This window comes from Pseudomonas sp. LH21 (genome assembly GCF_036549575.1).
Taxonomy (GTDB): Bacteria; Pseudomonadota; Gammaproteobacteria; order Pseudomonadales; family Pseudomonadaceae; genus Aquipseudomonas; species Aquipseudomonas peradeniyensis.
Genome location: NZ_CP144367.1, coordinates 2,352,204 through 2,367,922 on the forward strand (window position 1 = coordinate 2,352,204; position 15,719 = coordinate 2,367,922).

Sequence of the window (15,719 nt, forward strand, 5' to 3'; positions counted from 1 at the left end):
GTCACGGCTCCAGGCTGGAGAGTATGCGTTGCGCGGCGCGCACGCGTTCTTCGTTGGGGTAGTTGCGGTTGGCCAGCAGCACGATGCCCATCTGCCTGGACGGCACGAACGCCACATAGGCACCGAAGCCGCCGGTGGCGCCGGTCTTGTTGTACCAGGCGGCAGGATCGGCGGGCAGCGCCGGGTTCAGCGCCTGGATCGGATTTTCCCCGCGGATGATCTTGGCGCCGTTGTATTCCAACAGGGTGTCGAGGCTGACCGGGTAGGGGTAGCGCTCCCAGCCCAGGCCCTGGGTCATCGCGCCGACCTGGAAGTAACCGGACTGGGTGATGGCGATGGCCTTGCGCATGGCCGGGTCGAGGGTGTCCGGTTGCAGCTGCAATTGCACATAGCGCAGCAGGTCGCTGGCACTGGTCTTGATGCCGTAGGCCTGCTCGGCGTAGGGGCCCGGGTTGACCCGCACCGGCTTGTCGTTGGCGTCGTAGCCTTGCGCGTAGAGCCCGCGGGCACTGGCCGGCACTTCCAGGTAGGTGTGCTTGAGCCCAAGGCGGGGCAGCACCTGCTGGATCATCAGTTCGGCGAACGGCCGTTGCTGGGCGCGGGCCGCCAGGTCGCCGAACAGGCCCAGGCTGGGGTTCGAGTAGCAGCGGTGAGTGCCGGGGGCGAAGCGGGGCTGCCAGTGCTGAAACCAGGCCAGCGTCTGTGCCGGGGTCTGCACCTCATCGGGGAACTGCAAGGGCAGGCAGTCGCCGCTGTAGGCCCCCAGTTCCAGCACGCTGGCCTTGCCGATCGAGGCCTTGGCCAGGGCCGGCTGGTAGCGGTTGGCGGGCGCCTGCAGGTCGAGCTTGCCTTCGGCGCTGGCCAGGGCGGCGAGGGTCGCGGTGTAGGTCTTGCTCACCGAGCCGACCTCGAACAGTGTGTCGCGGCTCACTGCCTGGCGGCTGGCCTTGTCGGCCAGACCGTAGTTGAAGTAATGCGACTGGCCGTTGGCATACACCGCCACGGCCATGCCGGCGATGCCTTGCTCGCGCATGAGCTGTGGGATGACACCATCGACGGTGGCTTGCAGGTCGTTGGCCAGCAGCGGCGGCGCGGCCAGCGTCAGGGTGGCGGCCAGCAGCAGGTGTGGGGGGCGTTTCATGGTGGGGCGTTCCTTGTCGTGGATCAGGGGCGTGGCAAAGCGAGGTGTCCGTTGGGCGACACCGACAGGGGTTCCGGCGTTAGCGGCACAAAGGCCAAGACCTTATCGTCCAGGCTTGCACAAAGACAAGACGGAAACTGAGATGAGATATCTACGGATGCTGTTCGACAACTTCACCCTGGCCCTGCTCGGGGTGGTGTTCATCGCCACCGTGCTGCCGTGCTCCGGCGAGGGCGCGGTGCTGTTCGGCTGGCTGACCAACCTGGCCATCGGCCTGTTGTTCTTCCTGCACGGCGCCAAACTGTCGCGCGAGGCGATCATCGCCGGCGCCGGCCATTGGCGCCTGCACCTGCTGGTGTTCAGCTGTACCTTCGTGCTGTTCCCGTTGCTGGGGCTGGCGTTCAAGCCGCTGTTCGTGCCGCTGGTGGGCAATGAGCTGTACCTGGGCGTGCTGTACCTGTGCGCCTTGCCAGCCACCGTGCAGTCGGCCATCGCCTTCACCTCGCTGGCCCGGGGCAACGTGCCGGCGGCGATCTGCAGCGCGGCGGCCTCGAGCCTGCTGGGGATTTTCCTGACGCCGCTGCTGGTGATGCTGCTGCTGGGCGCCTCGGGCGACACCGGTTCCGGGCTGGATGCGGTGCTGAAAATCACCCTGCAATTGCTGGTGCCCTTCGTCGCCGGGCAGGTCGCCCGTCGCTGGATCGGCGTCTGGGTCAAGCGCAATGCGCGCTGGCTGAAGGTGGTGGACCAGGGCTCGATCCTGCTGGTGGTGTACACCGCGTTCAGCGAGGCGGTGGTCACCGGCCTGTGGCACACGGTGTCGCCGCAACACCTGGCTGGGCTGTTCGCCGTATGCGGGATCCTGTTGGCGGTGGTACTGCTGGGCACGCGGTTGCTCGGGCGGCTGCTGGGATTCAATGTCGAGGACCGCATCACCATCCTGTTCGCCGGCTCCAAGAAGAGCCTGGCGACGGGCGTGCCCATGGCGCAGGTGCTGTTCGTGGGAGGCGGCATCGGGGCGATGATCCTGCCGTTGATGCTGTTTCATCAGATCCAGCTGATGGTCTGCGCGGTGCTGGCGCAGCGGTATGCGGCGCGGGTTGAGGCGGCGCATCCTGAGGCGAGCGCGTCGCTGTAAGGATCATCCCTGAGGGCCTGGCTGTAAGGATGCGGTGGGAGCGGGCTTGCCCCGCGATAGCGATTGCCTGGACGAGCGCTATCGCGGGGCAAGCCCGCTCCCACGAGTTCGCTCTCGCGAAGGCCTCCGATGCACACTCACTGAGCCACCATCGTTTGCAATCGCGCCAATGCCGGCCCTTCGCGTTGGCGTTCGAACACCTGCAGCGACACCTCCAACATGCCGCCCGGCGCACGCGACAGGCGTTGTTCACAGCGCAGGCGCAAGCGCCCCTGGTCACATTCGAACTGCCTGACGCCGGGCTTCGCGCCGCCCTCCAGGCGCAGTTCGGCCAGGCGCCCCTGGGCCGCCAGCAGGGCCAGCCCCTTGTCGCGCAACAGCCCGTTGCCCTGGGTCATCAAACCGGTGGCGCGCACGGCGGCGGCCATGGCCACGGCGACGATGGTCAGCGCCACCAACACTTCGATCAGGGTGAAACCGTCCTCGGTGGTGCGCACGGGAGCTCCATTCGCGCAGGGCAAAGCGGCACTGTAGAGCGGCGCGATGACGGTTTGACGACGCCGACTCCCGAGCTTTTTCAATATCCGTGACATACCGGCTTGCCACAATCGGCCCCCGATTCGAACTCACGCAAGGAATGCCGAGATGCAGATCGCCCGCCGCAACATGCCCGCCCAGCGTATCCGCCAACAGGGTTTTACCCTGATCGAGATCATGGTGGTGGTGGTGATCCTCGGGATTCTCGCGGCGATGGTGGTGCCCAAGGTGCTCGACCGCCCCGACCAGGCCCGGGCCACCGCGGCGCGCCAGGACATCGGCGGGCTGATGCAGGCGCTCAAGCTGTACCGGCTGGACAACGGCGCCTATCCCAACCAGAACCAGGGCCTGAAGGTGCTGGTGGAAAAGCCGGCCCAGGCAAAGGACGGCCAATGGCGCGCCTACCTCGACCGCCTGCCCAACGACCCATGGGGGCGCCCGTACCAGTACCTGAACCCGGGCGCCAACGGCGAGATCGATGTGTTCTCCCTGGGCGCCGACGGCCAGGCCGGCGGCGACGGGGTGAATGCCGATCTCGGCTCCTGGCAGTTGTGACCGGCCATGGCACGCCAGGAGGGCATGGCCGTGATCAGTGCGTTGCTGATCGCCGCAGTGGTGGCGGTGATTGCCGCCGGCATGATCGAGCGTCAGGGCTTGCTGACCCGTCAGGTGGAGAATCGCCAGCTGGCTTTGCAGGGCCAGTGGGCCCTGGAGGGCGGCTTGCAGCTTAGCCGCCAGGTGCTGTTCGAACAGCGCCTGCGCGATCCGCTGGTGCGCGGTGGCCAGCCCTGGTCCCGGCCGATGCGCGACGTGCCGTCCGGCAGCGTGCGTTTCGATGGGCAGTTGGAGGACGAGCAGGGCAAGTTCAATCTGCGCAACCTGGTGGTCGATGGCCAGGTGGACGCCGAGGCGTTGGCGACCTTCCAGCGTCTGTGCGCGCTGATAGGGGTCAATGAGCGACTGGCCACGGCCATTGCCGGGCAGGTGATCGACAGCTACCCACAGCGCCCGCTGGCAACGCCCTCCAATCCCGGCCTGGGCCTGGACAGCGGCCGTGCGACTTCACCGTCCAGCGCCGCCGAAGTGTTGCCGGCCAGGCGCCCGATGCTGCGCAGCGTCGAGGCCCTGGCCGGGCTCAAGGGCATGGATGGCGACGCCCTGGCGCGCCTGCGCCGTTTCGTCACGGTGCTGCCGGCACTTACCTGGATCAACGGCAACACCGCTAGCGCCGAAGTGCTGGCCGCCCAGGTGCCGGGGCTGTCGTTGCAGCAGGCCGCGGTATTGGTAGCTGAGCGCGACGGCGGACGCTGGTTCATCAATCGCGGCGATTTCGTCAATCGCCTGCGCATGCCATCCCTGGCCATGGCCAATGTGCGGGTGGGGATCAACAGCGACTGGTTCCGCCTGCATGGCCTGGCGCGCCAGGGCAATCGCGAGCTTGCCCTGCAGGCGCTGCTGCGCCAGCGCGAGGGGCGGTTGCCGGATGTCATCTGGCGGCGGGTGGGCGCATGAGCACGGTCATGGAGGTCTGGTTGGCACCGCTGGCCGAACTGGACGAGGCGTCGGTGCTGGAGTATCGCCTGGCTGATCGGCACGGGCAGGCGAACCGTGGGCAACTGCTTCGGCAGGCCAAGGGCGCGCCCTGGCGTCTGCACCTGCACGAGCAGGATAGCCTGGCCTTGGATATCGGCATGCCGCCCCTGACCGGCAAGCGCCTGTCGGCGGCAGTGGGCTGCGCGGTGCAGGGGCTGGTGCTGGGGGATGCCGGGCAGGTCCATGTGGCGCATGGGCCGCGTCGGGCCGATGGGCAGGTCGCGGTGGCCTGGCTCGGCTTGGCGGAATTGGCACGGCTGCAAGCGTGGCTGCAGATCGGTGGGATCAAGCCGGCCGGGTTGCACGCCCGTCAGGACGATGCACCGTCGTCGGCGGATCTGTCCGGCGGCCTGGTTGGGCCGGCGAAGCCGATGGGCTGGGGACGCACGCTGGGCATCTGGGCGGCGGCGACGCTGGTCTGGTGCCTGGGCCTCAATCTTTACGCGGCTCACCTGGCTCGCGAAGGTGAAGCGTTGCGTAGCCACATGGTCGCCCAGGTGCGCCTGGCTTTCCCGCAGTTGCCGGTGGTGCTCAACCCGTTGCAGCAGGCGCGCCAGCAACTACAGGGCGGGCAGGGTAGCGCGGCGGCGGGGCTGTCGGCATTGCTGGAGGGTGCCGGGCAGGTCATGCCGTTCCTGGCCGGTAATGTCGAGGCCATGGATTACCAGGATGGGCAGTTGCGTATTACCGCCTTGCCCGACGGCGGCAAGGCCCCGGCGGGCAGCGCCTGGCAGGCCGATCTTGCCGCCCGTGGCATCGACGGCCAGGCCAGCGGGCAGGGCTGGACACTGCGCGCGGCCAATCCGTCTGGTGGGGAACTGGCCCATGTCGATTAAGGCGCGCCTGGCTACCCTGCGTGTGCAGGGGCGGCAACGCTGGCAGGCCCTGGCGGTGCGGGAACGTCGCGCCGTCGCCCTGGGCGCAGGTCTGCTCGGCGTGCTGTTGTGCTGGCAGGTGTTGGTCCAGCCGGCGTTGGCCAGGATCGATCACTGGCAGGCCGAAATACCCAAACTGCGCGGCCAGGCACAGGCGCTCGACGCTCTGCTTGGCGAGCGTCTGGCGCAGCGCCCGGCAGACATCGCCCAGGCAGTGCGCCAGAGCCTGGAACAGGCCGGCCTGCAGGCGCACTCACAGCTCGACGCTGACGGCGATGCCTGGCGCCTGAGCTGGCAGCGGGCCCCGGCCGAAGCGGCGATGGCCTGGCTACAGGGCGTACCGCCGCGGCTTGGACTTGGCATCGGCCAACTGGCGCTGCGCCGCGACCCGGCTACCGAGCCGGGCAGCCCGGTGACCTTCTCCGGAACCCTTCGCATGGATCAGGCGCATGGCGCTAAGGACCCTTCATGACGTGCCTCCGTTCACCGCGACTGCCGTTCGCGCCCTTGCTCCTGGCCCTGGCGCTCAGCGCCTGCGCCAGCGCGCCGAGCGTGCAACGCCCCTTGGCCAGCAGCGAGCTGGGTCGCCCGTTGGCCGAGGCCAGTACCTCGACGGGCGTGCTGGATCATCGTGCCCAGCCCGAGGCGCAGGCCCGCCCGGCAACGCACCAGCCTGCCCCTCGGGTCGGCCAGCGCCACAGTCGCGCCGTGGCAACGCCGGTCCCGGCCAACCGGCTGGGTGAGCAGCCTGTACAACTGAATTTCGTCGACGCCGATATCCAGGCGGTGGTGCGCGGCCTGTCCCGTGCCACGGGGCGTCAGTTCCTGGTCGATCCGCGGGTCAAGGGCCAGCTGACCCTGGTCTCCGAGGGCGAGGTCCCCGCCAGCAAAGCCTATGGCATGCTGTTGTCAGCCCTGCGCATGCAGGGTTTCAGCGTGGTCGACGTCGGCGGCGTGGCCCAGGTGGTGCCCCAGGCCGACGCCAAGCTGCTCGGCGGCGCGCTGGTGACCGGGGACCGCGACGCCGGCAACGGCATGGTCACCCGTACTTTCCGCCTGCAGTACGAGAACGCCGTCAACCTGATCCCGGTGCTGCGTCCGATCGTCTCGCCCGACAACCCGATCAACGCCTACCCCGGCAACAACACCCTGGTCGTCACCGACTACGCCGAGAACCTCGAACGGGTGGCGCAGATCCTCGACCGGGTCGACATTCCCACGGCCATCGACACCGACGTGGTGGCGATCAACAACGGGATCGCCAGCGACATCGCCGGCATGGTCAACGAACTGCTCGACAGCCAGGGCAGCGACCCGACCCAGAAGATCAGCGTGCTGGGCGACCCGCGCTCGAACAGCGTGGTAATCCGCTCCGGCAGCCCCGAGCGCACCCAGCTGGCACGTGACCTGATCTACAAGCTCGACAACGCCCAGAACAGCGCCGGCAACCTGCATGTGGTGTACCTGCGCAATGCCCAGGCCGACAAGCTGGCGCAGAGCCTGCGCGGGCTGCTGACCGGCGAGAGCGACAGCACCGGCAACGACGCCACGCGCGCGCTGCTCAGCGGCGGCGGCATGCTCAGCGGCGGCAGTGGCAACGGCACCAGCGGCAATGGCGGCAGCGCTCAGGGCAACAGTGCCAACAACAACGCCAATGCCAGCCGTAGTAGCAACCAGGGCGCCGGCACTACACCGAATGGTTATGGCAGCAGCACCCAACAGAACGACCAAGGCACCGCGTTCTCCGCCGGTGGCGCGACCATCCAGGCCGACAAGACCACCAACACGTTGCTGATCTCCGCGCCCGAGCCGCTGTACCGCAGCCTGCGCGAAGTCATCGACCAGCTCGACCAGCGCCGCGCCCAGGTAGTGGTGGAAAGCCTGATCGTCGAGGTCGGCGAGGACGATGCCAACGAGTTCGGCATCCAGTGGCAGGCCGGCAACCTTGGCAAGAATGGCGTGTTTGGCGGTGCCAACCTCGGCGGCAGCGGACTGGTCAAGGGACCCAGCAGTATCGACGTGCTGCCCAAGGGGCTGTCGGTGGGAGTGGTCGACGGCACGGTGAAGATCCCGGGCATTGGCGAGGTGCTCGACCTCAAGGTGCTGGCCCGGGCGCTGACGAGCAAGGGTGGCAGCAACGTGCTGTCGACACCCAACCTGCTGACCCTGGACAACGAGGCGGCGAGCATCTTCGTCGGCCAGACCATCCCCTTCGTCAGTGGTCAGTACGTCACCGACGGCGGCGGCAACAGCAACAACCCGTTCCAGACCATCCAGCGCGAAGAGGTGGGGCTGCGACTGAACGTGCGTCCGCAGATCTCCGAGGGCGGCACGGTCAAGCTGGACGTCTACCAGGAGGTCAGCAGCGTCGACCAGCGTGCCTCAAGCGCGGCCGGCACGGTGACCAACAAGCGCGCCATCGACACCAGCATCCTGCTCGACGATGGCCAGATCATGGTCCTGGGCGGCCTGCTGCAGGACGGCTACACCCAGACCAACGAGGGCATTCCGTGGCTGTCCGGGCTGCCGGGGGTCGGTGCGTTGTTTCGCAGCGAGCGCCGCGCCAGCAACAAGACCAACCTGATGGTGTTCCTGCGTCCGTACATCGTGCGTGATGCCGCGGTCGGGCGCAGCATCACCCTGAACCGCTACGATTTCATCCGCCGCGCCCAGGGCAGTCTCAAGCCCGAGCACTCCTGGGCCTTGCCAGACATGGACATGCCGCTGCTGCCGCCGGTGGAGCAGGGCGTGCCCGACCAGGGCCGCGCCCAGCCGGCGGCGCTGCGCGCACCACGGGCCGCGATCCGCGCGGTGCCGGTGGACGAGGTGGCGCGTTGAGTCGGCTGCCATACGCCTGGGCCAAGGCCCAGCGCCTGGTGCTGCGGGTGGACGGTGAGGACGGGGCGGTGCTGTCGCGCTGCCCGTCGAGCCCGGCCTGGGCAGTGGCCGAGGTGCGCAGACGCCACGGCCAGGTGCTGGTCGAGGCGCTCGACGATGCGCAGATGGATGCGCTGCTGGTCAGCGCCTACGCCGACACCGGCAGCGCGGCCGCGGTCGTGGGCGCGGCGGAGAACGAGGTGGACCTGGATCGCCTGCTGCAGGACATCCCGGAAGTCACCGACCTGCTCGAGGCCCAGGACGACGCGCCGGTGATCCGCATGATCAACGCCTTGCTCACCCAGGCCGCGCGCGACCAGGCCAGCGATATCCATATCGAGCCGTTCGAGAGCCACTGCCTGGTGCGCTACCGGGTCGACGGCACCCTGCGCGACGTGGTCTCGCCGCGCAAGGCGCTGCACGGCGCGCTGGTGTCGCGGATCAAGATCATGGCGCAGCTGGACATCGCCGAGAAGCGCCTGCCCCAGGACGGCCGTATCGCCCTGCGCGTGGCCGGGCGACCCATCGATATCCGTGTCTCCACCGTGCCCACCGGTCATGGCGAGCGGGTGGTGATGCGCCTGCTCGACAAGCAGGCCGGGCGCCTGCGCCTGGAGGCGCTGGGCATGGACGCTGGCATCCTGGCGCGGCTCGACCAGTTGATCCGCCAGCCCCATGGCATCGTGCTGGTCACCGGCCCCACCGGCTCAGGCAAGACCACCAGCCTGTACGCCGCCCTGACGCGGTTGGATGCCAGTGTCAGCAACATCCTCACCGTCGAGGACCCAGTGGAATATGACCTGCCGGGTATCAGTCAGATCCAGGTCAACGCGCGCATCGACATGAGCTTCGCCGTGGCCCTGCGCGCCATCCTGCGCCAGGACCCGGACGTGATCATGATCGGCGAAATCCGCGACCTGGAGACCGCGCAGATCGCCGTACAGGCCTCGCTGACCGGGCACCTGGTGCTGGCCACCCTGCACACCAACGATGCGGTGTCGGCGGTCAACCGCCTGGTCGACATGGGCGTCGAACCGTTCCTGCTGGCCTCGGCGCTGCTCGGGGTATTGGCCCAGCGCCTGGTGCGCCGATTGTGCCCGCACTGTCGCGAGCCCGATCCGACAACGCCCGGGCAGTACCGCGCGGTGGGTTGCGCGCACTGCAACCATTGCGGTTACAGCGGCCGTACCGGCATCCATGAGTTGTTCTGCGTGGACGACGAGGTCCGCAGCCTGGTGCACCAGGGCGCGGGCGAACAGGCCCTGCGCGCCGCTGCCCGGCGCAACGGCATGCGCAGCATGCGCGAGGATGGCCAACGCTGGGTCGACAGTGGCAGCACCTGCCTGGAAGAGATCCTGCGCGTGACACGGGACGCCTGATGAACCGCTATCGCTATGAAGCCGCCGATGCCCAGGGACGCGTGGTCAAGGGCCTGCTCGAAGCCGACAGTCCGGGGGCGGCGATGGCCCAGTTGCGCGCCCTGGGCCTGACAACCCTGGAGGTCGAAGTCCAGGCCGTGGCCGGGCAGGGCAGTGGCCTGTTCGGCGCGAAACTGTCCGACGGCGACCTGGCCTGGGCCACGCGTCAGCTGGCCAGCCTGCTGGCCGCCGGCCTGCCGCTGGAGGCGGCGCTGGGGGCGACCCTGGAGCAGGCCGAGCGCAAGCATGTGGCGCAGTTGCTGGGCGCGGTGCGCGGCGATGTGCGCAGCGGCATGCGCCTGGCCGACGCCCTGGCCGAGCGGCCGCGGGATTTCCCCGAGATCTACCGGGCGCTGGTGGCGGCGGGCGAGGAATCCGGCGACCTGGCCCAGGTGATGGAGCGCCTGGCCGACTACATCGAGGAGCGCAACACCCTGCGCGGCAAGATCCTTACGGCGTTCATCTACCCCGGGGTGGTGGGGCTGGTGTCGGTGGGTATCGTCATCTTTCTGCTCTGCTACGTGGTGCCGCAGGTGGTCAGCGCCTTCACCCAGGCGCGCCAGGACCTGCCCGGGCTGACCCTGGCCATGCTGGCGGCCAGTGACTTCGTGCGCGAATGGGGTGTGCTGTGCTTTGCCCTGATGGCTGGGGTGTTCTGGGGCTGGCGGGTCTACCTGCGCGCTCCGGCGGCGCGCCTGGCCTGGCATGGACGGATCCTGCGGCTGCCGTTGTTCGGGCGCTTCGTGCTGGGCCTGAACACGGCGCGTTTCGCCTCCACCCTGGCGATCCTCGGCAGTGCCGGGGTGCCGTTGCTGCGGGCACTGGAGGCGGCGCGCCAGACCCTGGGCAACGACCGCCTCGACCAGTGCGTCAACGAGGCCACGGCGCGGGTGCGCGAGGGCGCCGGGCTGGCCTCGGCGCTGGCGGTGGAGAGGGTCTTTCCGCCGCTGCTCATCCACCTGATCGCCAGCGGCGAGAAGACCGGCAACCTGCCGCCGATGCTCGACCGCGCCGCCGACAGCCTGGCCAAGGATATCGAACGCCGCGCCATGGGCATGACCGCGCTGTTGGAGCCGTTGATGATCGTGGTCATGGGCGCGGTGGTGCTGCTGATCGTCATGGCCGTGCTGATGCCGATCATCGAGATCAACCAGCTGGTGCAATGACCTGTTGCGCCACCTCCCACACCTGCTGGCGGAACCAGCCACGCAAGGGATCGGCGTGGGTGCGCGCGTGCCAGATCTGCATCACCTCGACGTGCGGCAGCACCAGGGGCAGGGCATGCAGGCGCAGGCCGGGGTCGCGCTCGACTGCCTCCATGGCCAGCGAGCGCAGGCAGGTCAGCAGCAGGTCGGTGCCACGCACCAGGCGTGTGGGGGCGATGAAGCTGGACAGCCCGGCTACCACCCGACGTTGCTGGCCGAGGGCCCGCAGGGCCTGGTCGACCCGGCCGTCGAGATCGCCGGTCAAGGTCGTCAACAGGTGGTCGCAGGCCACGAATGCCTCCAGGGTCAGGCCGTCGACCAACCTCGGGTTGTCGGCGGCGGCCAGCACCACGAAGTCCTCGCTGAGCAGCCGCTGCTGGTGGAAGGTGTCCGGCAGGTCGCTGTAGAAGCCGGCGATGGCCAGGTCGCAGGTGCCTTTCTCCAATGCCTCGCGGGGCAGGTCGCCCCGGGTGTTGTGGGTGATCAGGGTCAGGTTGGGCGCTTGGTCACGAAGAATCGGCAGCAGCCCGGGCAGCAAGGTCTGCTCCAGGTAGTCGGTGCTGTACAGGTGCAACTGGACCGGGCGTTCGAGGAAGTGCTCGCCGTCGCAGCGGCTGAAGAAGTCCTGCAGGTGCCCGATCAACTGTTGCACCTCGGGTGCCAGTTCGTGGGCCCTGGGGGTGGGCGTGAGGCCGCGTGGCGCGCGCACGAACAGCGGGTCGCCAAACTGGTGGCGCAGCTTGTTGAGCTTGTGGCTCAGGGCCGGCTGGCTGAGCGCCAGGCGTTGCGCGGCACGGGAGGCGCTGCGCTCTTCGTAGAGCACCTGGAACAGGTGCAGCAGGTTGAGATCCTTGTTACCGATATTCATATATTGGATCGCAGAAATAAGTTCTTTCGAATTATCGAATCATAGCGCGATGGTTAGGATGGGCCTCAACCTGTTGAGGGAGTCGCCCATGACCATCGCCATTTTCGCCATCATCAAGCCCCTTCCCGAGTACCGTGACGCTACCGAGCAGGCCCTGCGCCGGATGGTCGAGCATTCCCGTGCCGAGCCAGGCAACCTGCGCTACGACTTGTTCGTGCGCGAGGGCGGGACGCTGGCGTTCGATCTGTTCGAGCTGTACGTCGACGAGGCCGCCGTCGAGGCCCATCGCCAAAGCACCCATTACCAGGCCTACCGCGCCGCCACCGCCGATTGGCTGGCCGCACCGACCCAGGTGCAGCTTGCCCGTCCGTTGGACATCGCGCCATTCAACTGAATCAGGAATCGACCATGAACAAGATTGCTCCCGTTGCGCTGGCGCTGGCCGGCGCCTTGCTGGGTGGCCACGCCGCCGCTGCCGCGAAGGGCGAAGTGCTGGTGCTGCTGTCCAGCGAGAACCAGTTGCCGCTCAAGGACGGCAAACAGTATCCCACCGGTTATTATCTCAACGAGTTCGGCGTGCCCGCCGACCGCTTGCTCAAGGCCGGCTACAAGCTGGTGCTGGTGACGCCCAGGGGCAATGCGCCGAGTGTCGACGAACGCTCGATCGACCCGATGTACTTCGGCGGCGATGCCGGCGAGATGCAGCGAATCCGCCAGGTGGTCGAAAGCCTGCCGGACATTCGCGACACGCTGTCGTTGAAGGAGGTGCTGGCGGGCGATCTGGATCGTTACGCCGGGATCTTCATCCCAGGTGGCCATGCGCCGCTGATCGACCTGGCCAACAACCCGGACGTCGGCACCGTGCTGCGTCATTTCCACCAGGCCGGCAAGCCCACGGCCGCCATCTGCCACGGCCCGATCACGCTGCTGTCGGCGCAGCAGGATCCGGTCGCCTATCGCGCCGCATTGGCCCGTGGCGAAACCCCGGCAGCCGGAGATTGGAGCTACCAGGGTTATCGAATGACCATCTTTTCCGACCCGGAGGAGCAGGTGTTCGAAGGTTCGCTCAAGGACCAGCGCCTGCAGTTCTATCCGGCCAAGGCCATGGCCGGCGCGGGAGGTGACATGAGTTATGCCGAGGCCTGGCAGCCCCATGTGGTGGTTGATCGTGAGTTGATCACCGGGCAGAACCCGTTCTCCGACAAGGCGTTGGCCAATGCGCTGCTGGAGCGGTTGGAGGCAAGTCCGAAGAAGGATGGTTGAACAGTGAAGCGAAGAGGCCCGCAGCGTTTGACGCGGGCTGTCTTCGTTCAGGCGGCAGATGGCTTGCGTGGCTTGTGCGGTCGGCCTGCATAAGCAGAGCTTTCGACCTTGGCAAAAGCGTCGATGGCATCATCCGACAGAAAATCATCGTATTGCGCCGATGCTCGAAAGCGAGCCATCTGCTTGTCGGCAATGGCCTTGAAACGGGCCACGTTGGCGTTGAAATCGCCGGGATCATTCACCATTGGGAAAGCCCTCCAAGGTGGGAGAAGCATAGCCATGGGCCAACTTGTAGGCAAGGCCGATGCCCTTTATCTGGCGGAAACCATCCCGTTCGTAGGCGGCCCGCGCCTGCGGGAGAGGGTCGCGGATGACAACCCATTGCAAGCCCAGCATCAGTGCGTAGTAGCGTACGCCGCTCAGACAGAGAGGTGCGACATAGCTTCTGGTCGGCAGGGTGCTGTCGGGGTTGCGCTGCAGATAGAGGACCATGATCTTTTCTTTGCTAGCCTGGGGTGATGCCCAGCACATTCCTGCCAGGTGATCGTCATGCCAGAGTGCGATATCGAGTGCACGGGCATGGGCGGGGCGGGTTTTCCATTTCAGCACACGGTCCCAGCCGAAATCGTAGTGATCCGGGTGCCAGGCTTCATGTGCCAGGATAGCGCGCTCATCGATTTCGCCGACCGTCAGCCGAATGGCCTGCGTGCCATACTTCTGACTGGCGTCCTGGGTGACCTGCCCGCGTGCGGACTGTTTGAGCCCGGCGAGCTCGGCCAGTTGCCATTCGTCCATGCGCTGCCCTCGAATGCAGGAAAACTGAGGTAGCGTGAAGTTAACTCGAGTTTCTCTCGGACTGGGCCTTAAGAGTTGAAGGAGGTTTCCTTGGCTTGTGTGGCCAGTATCTGACCAAGCGATTTTGGAGGTCGGACGCTCCTGGGTGCGCGACCTCCTGGCAAGAGGGATCAGACCCTGGCCGGTTTCTTCCAGGCACCCAACGCCAGCACCAGCGCACCCGCCATGATGGCGATGTCGGCAAGGTTGAACACGCCGGTATGCAGCGGCCCAAGGTTGAGCACGAGGTAGTCGACTACATGCCCGTCGCGCAGCACCCGGTCGATCAGGTTGGCCAGTCCGCCCATGGCGATGAAGTAGGCCGCACCGGCCTTCACCGGGGTCGCCTGCCAGTGCCTGAGCGCCCAGGTCACGGCCCAGCAGCAGGCCACGCCTACCGCGGCGACGAAGATCAGTTGCTTGAGGCCCTGCGACAGACTGGCGCCGAGGCTGAGGAACGCGCCCGGGTTCAGGCTCAGGACCAGGTCGAGCCAGACGAACTGGTTGCCGACCACATAGCTGTGGTTGTTCAGGGCGACCAGGGCGATCAGTTTCACCCACTGGTCGAGCATGATGAAGGCGACGCCGAGGATCAGGACGAGGGTACGGCTGGAGAGCATGCAGGCAATTCCTTCGCTGCGCGGGCGCGGCCGTCCGGTATTGGCGGGGCTGCCGGCAGCGCGGCGAAGATAGCGCAGGCGGGTCTAGACTTAAAGTCCGGGTCGCTTGCAGACGCGGCCCGATCATCCATCCGACCACCGCCTCCCGGACCGGACGTCGCCGACGGTGGCCTTCTGGCAAGAGGAGGGCAGGTCATGGACGAGGCACGGCTTCAGGCATTCATGGGCAAGCTGGTGGGCGACATGGGCGCGGCGGCGACGCTGGCCAATGTCATTCTAGGGGATGAACTCGGGCTGTACCGGGCCATGGCCGACAGCCAGCCGGTCACCCCCGAGGTGCTGGCCGAACGCACCGGTTGCCAGCCAAGGCTGGTGCGCGAGTGGCTCAATGGCCAGGCCGCGGCGGGTTACCTGGTGCACCACGACGGGCAGTTCACCCTGCAGCCGGAGCAGGCCATGACACTGGCCCTGGAGGATTCCCCGGTCTACATGGCCGGCGGCGCCTCGGTGCTGGCGGCGCTGTTCCATGACAAGGACAAGCTGGTCGCGGCCATGCGTGGCGACGGCGCGCTTGCCTGGGGCGATCATCATCCGTGCATGTTCAGCGGTACCGAACGCTTCTTCAGGCCGGGCTATCGGACCTTCCTGGTGGCCGATTGGCTACCGGCACTGGAAGGTGTAGTGGCCAAGCTGCAGGCTGGCGCCCAGGTGGCCGATGTCGGCTGTGGCCACGGCGCCTCGACCATCGTCATGGCCGAGGCATTTCCGGCCTCGCGTTTTACCGGCTACGACTACCATGCACCGTCGGTGCAAACTGCCAGCGAACGGGCCCGCGACGCGGGCGTGGCCGAGCGGGTCAGCTTCCAGCAGGCCTCGGCCAAGGACTACCCCGGCCGCGACCTTGACCTGGTGTGCTTCTTCGATTGCCTGCATGACATGGGCGATCCGGTGGGGGCGGCGCGGCATGCCTACCGGGCGCTCAAGGACGACGGCACGGTGATGCTGGTCGAGCCGTTCGCAGAGGATACGCTGGATGCCAACATCAATCCGGTCGGCAGGCTGTTCTATGCGGCGTCCACCTTCATCTGCACGCCCAACTCGCTGTCCCAGGAAGTGGGACTGGGACTGGGGGCCCAGGCGGGCGAGGCGCGCCTGCGGGCTGTGTTCGAAGAGGCCGGGTTCCGCCAGTTCCGCAGGGCGACGCAGACGCCGTTCAACTTGATTCTGGAGGCCAGGAAGTAGAGATTCGTCGGTACTGTTCTCGATGCGGGGCAAGCCCGACTACCAAAGGATGTTTGAGCAAATACGGCTAGGCGGGCCCAGGGGCGGATCGGCGAACCTGTGGCCTGC

The 15,719-nt window shown here is 67.3% G+C and carries 17 protein-coding genes; 11 read left to right on the top strand and 6 right to left on the bottom strand.

Annotated elements, in window-relative coordinates; all coding sequences use genetic code 11:
• Position 1 precedes the first annotated feature (1 nt).
• Positions 2-1,141: a class C beta-lactamase gene (gene ampC, locus VUG52_RS10840; RefSeq protein ID WP_331832946.1), complete on the bottom strand. Its 1,140-nt coding sequence runs from the start codon at positions 1,139-1,141 to the stop codon at positions 2-4.
• A gap of 142 nt (positions 1,142-1,283) precedes the next feature.
• On the opposite strand from ampC, the gene VUG52_RS10845 reads away from it, so the two are divergent.
• Positions 1,284-2,279, top strand: coding sequence for a bile acid:sodium symporter family protein (locus VUG52_RS10845; protein WP_331832948.1), 996 nt, complete (start codon positions 1,284-1,286; stop codon positions 2,277-2,279).
• Between the two features lie 137 nt (positions 2,280-2,416).
• Here the strand turns inward: VUG52_RS10845 and gspI are convergent, their stop codons facing one another.
• Entirely contained in the window at positions 2,417-2,776 is a 360-nt protein-coding gene (gene gspI, locus VUG52_RS10850; RefSeq protein WP_050706126.1) for a type II secretion system minor pseudopilin GspI, read from the bottom strand.
• A 148-nt stretch (positions 2,777-2,924) separates the two neighbouring features.
• On the opposite strand from gspI, the gene gspG reads away from it, so the two are divergent.
• Genes gspG through gspF form a run of 7 tightly spaced genes read left to right on the top strand, consistent with a single transcriptional unit; the run spans position 2,925 to position 10,745 of the window.
• The gene (gspG, locus tag VUG52_RS10855) at positions 2,925-3,371 is read left to right on the top strand and encodes a type II secretion system major pseudopilin GspG (protein ID WP_050706125.1); all 447 of its coding nucleotides are present in this window, start codon (positions 2,925-2,927) and stop codon (positions 3,369-3,371) included.
• A gap of 24 nt (positions 3,372-3,395) precedes the next feature.
• Complete coding sequence (gene gspK, locus VUG52_RS10860; protein ID WP_331832949.1) at positions 3,396-4,328, top strand: type II secretion system minor pseudopilin GspK; 933 nt, start codon at positions 3,396-3,398, stop codon at positions 4,326-4,328.
• Positions 4,325-5,245, top strand: a complete 921-nt coding sequence (gene gspL / locus VUG52_RS10865; protein ID WP_331832951.1) for a type II secretion system protein GspL — start codon at positions 4,325-4,327, stop codon at positions 5,243-5,245. The genes gspK and gspL overlap by 4 nt, the downstream gene beginning before the upstream one ends.
• Positions 5,235-5,756, top strand: a complete 522-nt coding sequence (gene gspM / locus VUG52_RS10870; protein ID WP_331832953.1) for a type II secretion system protein GspM — start codon at positions 5,235-5,237, stop codon at positions 5,754-5,756. Before gspL ends, gspM begins: the two co-directional genes overlap by 11 nt.
• Positions 5,753-8,122, top strand: coding sequence for a type II secretion system secretin GspD (gspD, locus tag VUG52_RS10875; protein ID WP_331832954.1), 2,370 nt, complete (start codon positions 5,753-5,755; stop codon positions 8,120-8,122). Before gspM ends, gspD begins: the two co-directional genes overlap by 4 nt.
• Complete coding sequence (gspE, locus tag VUG52_RS10880) at positions 8,119-9,540, top strand: type II secretion system ATPase GspE (protein ID WP_331832955.1); 1,422 nt, start codon at positions 8,119-8,121, stop codon at positions 9,538-9,540. Before gspD ends, gspE begins: the two co-directional genes overlap by 4 nt.
• Complete coding sequence (gspF, locus tag VUG52_RS10885) at positions 9,540-10,745, top strand: type II secretion system inner membrane protein GspF (protein WP_331832956.1); 1,206 nt, start codon at positions 9,540-9,542, stop codon at positions 10,743-10,745. Before gspE ends, gspF begins: the two co-directional genes overlap by 1 nt.
• Here the strand turns inward: gspF and VUG52_RS10890 are convergent.
• Positions 10,726-11,652: a LysR family transcriptional regulator gene (locus VUG52_RS10890; RefSeq protein ID WP_203652339.1), complete on the bottom strand. Its 927-nt coding sequence runs from the start codon at positions 11,650-11,652 to the stop codon at positions 10,726-10,728. The genes gspF and VUG52_RS10890 overlap by 20 nt on opposite strands.
• Positions 11,653-11,740: 88 nt before the next feature.
• Here VUG52_RS10890 and VUG52_RS10895 point away from each other — a divergent pair, with 88 nt between their 5' ends.
• Together VUG52_RS10895 and VUG52_RS10900 are read left to right on the top strand one after the other, a co-directional pair.
• The gene (locus VUG52_RS10895; protein ID WP_331832957.1) at positions 11,741-12,046 is read left to right on the top strand and encodes a putative quinol monooxygenase; all 306 of its coding nucleotides are present in this window, start codon (positions 11,741-11,743) and stop codon (positions 12,044-12,046) included.
• Between the two features lie 14 nt (positions 12,047-12,060).
• Positions 12,061-12,915: a type 1 glutamine amidotransferase domain-containing protein gene (locus VUG52_RS10900; protein ID WP_050706116.1), complete on the top strand. Its 855-nt coding sequence runs from the start codon at positions 12,061-12,063 to the stop codon at positions 12,913-12,915.
• Positions 12,916-12,962: 47 nt separating this feature from the next.
• On the opposite strand, the gene VUG52_RS10905 is transcribed toward VUG52_RS10900, so the two are convergent.
• The 3 genes from VUG52_RS10905 to VUG52_RS10915 all read right to left on the bottom strand — a co-directional run bounded on the left by VUG52_RS10905 (position 12,963) and on the right by VUG52_RS10915 (position 14,369).
• Positions 12,963-13,160, bottom strand: coding sequence for a hypothetical protein (locus VUG52_RS10905; RefSeq protein WP_050706115.1), 198 nt, complete (start codon positions 13,158-13,160; stop codon positions 12,963-12,965).
• Positions 13,150-13,710 (bottom strand): hypothetical protein, encoded by a 561-nt coding sequence (locus tag VUG52_RS10910; RefSeq protein ID WP_156329642.1) that lies wholly within the window; start codon positions 13,708-13,710, stop codon positions 13,150-13,152. The genes VUG52_RS10905 and VUG52_RS10910 overlap by 11 nt, the downstream gene beginning before the upstream one ends.
• A gap of 170 nt (positions 13,711-13,880) precedes the next feature.
• On the bottom strand, positions 13,881-14,369 hold the full coding sequence (locus tag VUG52_RS10915) for a signal peptidase II (protein WP_050706112.1): 489 nt from the start codon (positions 14,367-14,369) through the stop codon (positions 13,881-13,883).
• 195 nt (positions 14,370-14,564) lie between these two features.
• Here VUG52_RS10915 and VUG52_RS10920 point away from each other — a divergent pair, with 195 nt between their 5' ends.
• Positions 14,565-15,611 carry a class I SAM-dependent methyltransferase gene (locus VUG52_RS10920; protein WP_050706111.1) on the top strand — a complete coding sequence of 349 codons (1,047 nt, stop codon included), beginning with the start codon at positions 14,565-14,567 and terminating at the stop codon, positions 15,609-15,611.
• The last annotated feature ends 108 nt before the right edge of the window (positions 15,612-15,719 follow it).

Coding starts and splice junctions, on each gene's coding strand:
- ampC (WP_331832946.1), bottom strand. CDS start 1,141: ATGAAACGCCCCCCACACCTGCTGCTGGCCGCCACCCTGACGCTGGCC.
- VUG52_RS10845 (WP_331832948.1), top strand. CDS start 1,284: ATGAGATATCTACGGATGCTGTTCGACAACTTCACCCTGGCCCTGCTC.
- gspG (WP_050706125.1), top strand. CDS start 2,925: ATGCAGATCGCCCGCCGCAACATGCCCGCCCAGCGTATCCGCCAACAG.
- gspK (WP_331832949.1), top strand. CDS start 3,396: ATGGCCGTGATCAGTGCGTTGCTGATCGCCGCAGTGGTGGCGGTGATT.
- gspL (WP_331832951.1), top strand. CDS start 4,325: ATGAGCACGGTCATGGAGGTCTGGTTGGCACCGCTGGCCGAACTGGAC.
- gspM (WP_331832953.1), top strand. CDS start 5,235: ATGTCGATTAAGGCGCGCCTGGCTACCCTGCGTGTGCAGGGGCGGCAA.
- gspD (WP_331832954.1), top strand. CDS start 5,753: ATGACGTGCCTCCGTTCACCGCGACTGCCGTTCGCGCCCTTGCTCCTG.
- gspF (WP_331832956.1), top strand. CDS start 9,540: ATGAACCGCTATCGCTATGAAGCCGCCGATGCCCAGGGACGCGTGGTC.
- VUG52_RS10890 (WP_203652339.1), bottom strand. CDS start 11,652: ATGAATATCGGTAACAAGGATCTCAACCTGCTGCACCTGTTCCAGGTG.
- VUG52_RS10895 (WP_331832957.1), top strand. CDS start 11,741: ATGACCATCGCCATTTTCGCCATCATCAAGCCCCTTCCCGAGTACCGT.
- VUG52_RS10900 (WP_050706116.1), top strand. CDS start 12,061: ATGAACAAGATTGCTCCCGTTGCGCTGGCGCTGGCCGGCGCCTTGCTG.
- VUG52_RS10905 (WP_050706115.1), bottom strand. CDS start 13,160: ATGGTGAATGATCCCGGCGATTTCAACGCCAACGTGGCCCGTTTCAAG.
- VUG52_RS10910 (WP_156329642.1), bottom strand. CDS start 13,710: ATGGACGAATGGCAACTGGCCGAGCTCGCCGGGCTCAAACAGTCCGCA.
- VUG52_RS10915 (WP_050706112.1), bottom strand. CDS start 14,369: ATGCTCTCCAGCCGTACCCTCGTCCTGATCCTCGGCGTCGCCTTCATC.
- VUG52_RS10920 (WP_050706111.1), top strand. CDS start 14,565: ATGGACGAGGCACGGCTTCAGGCATTCATGGGCAAGCTGGTGGGCGAC.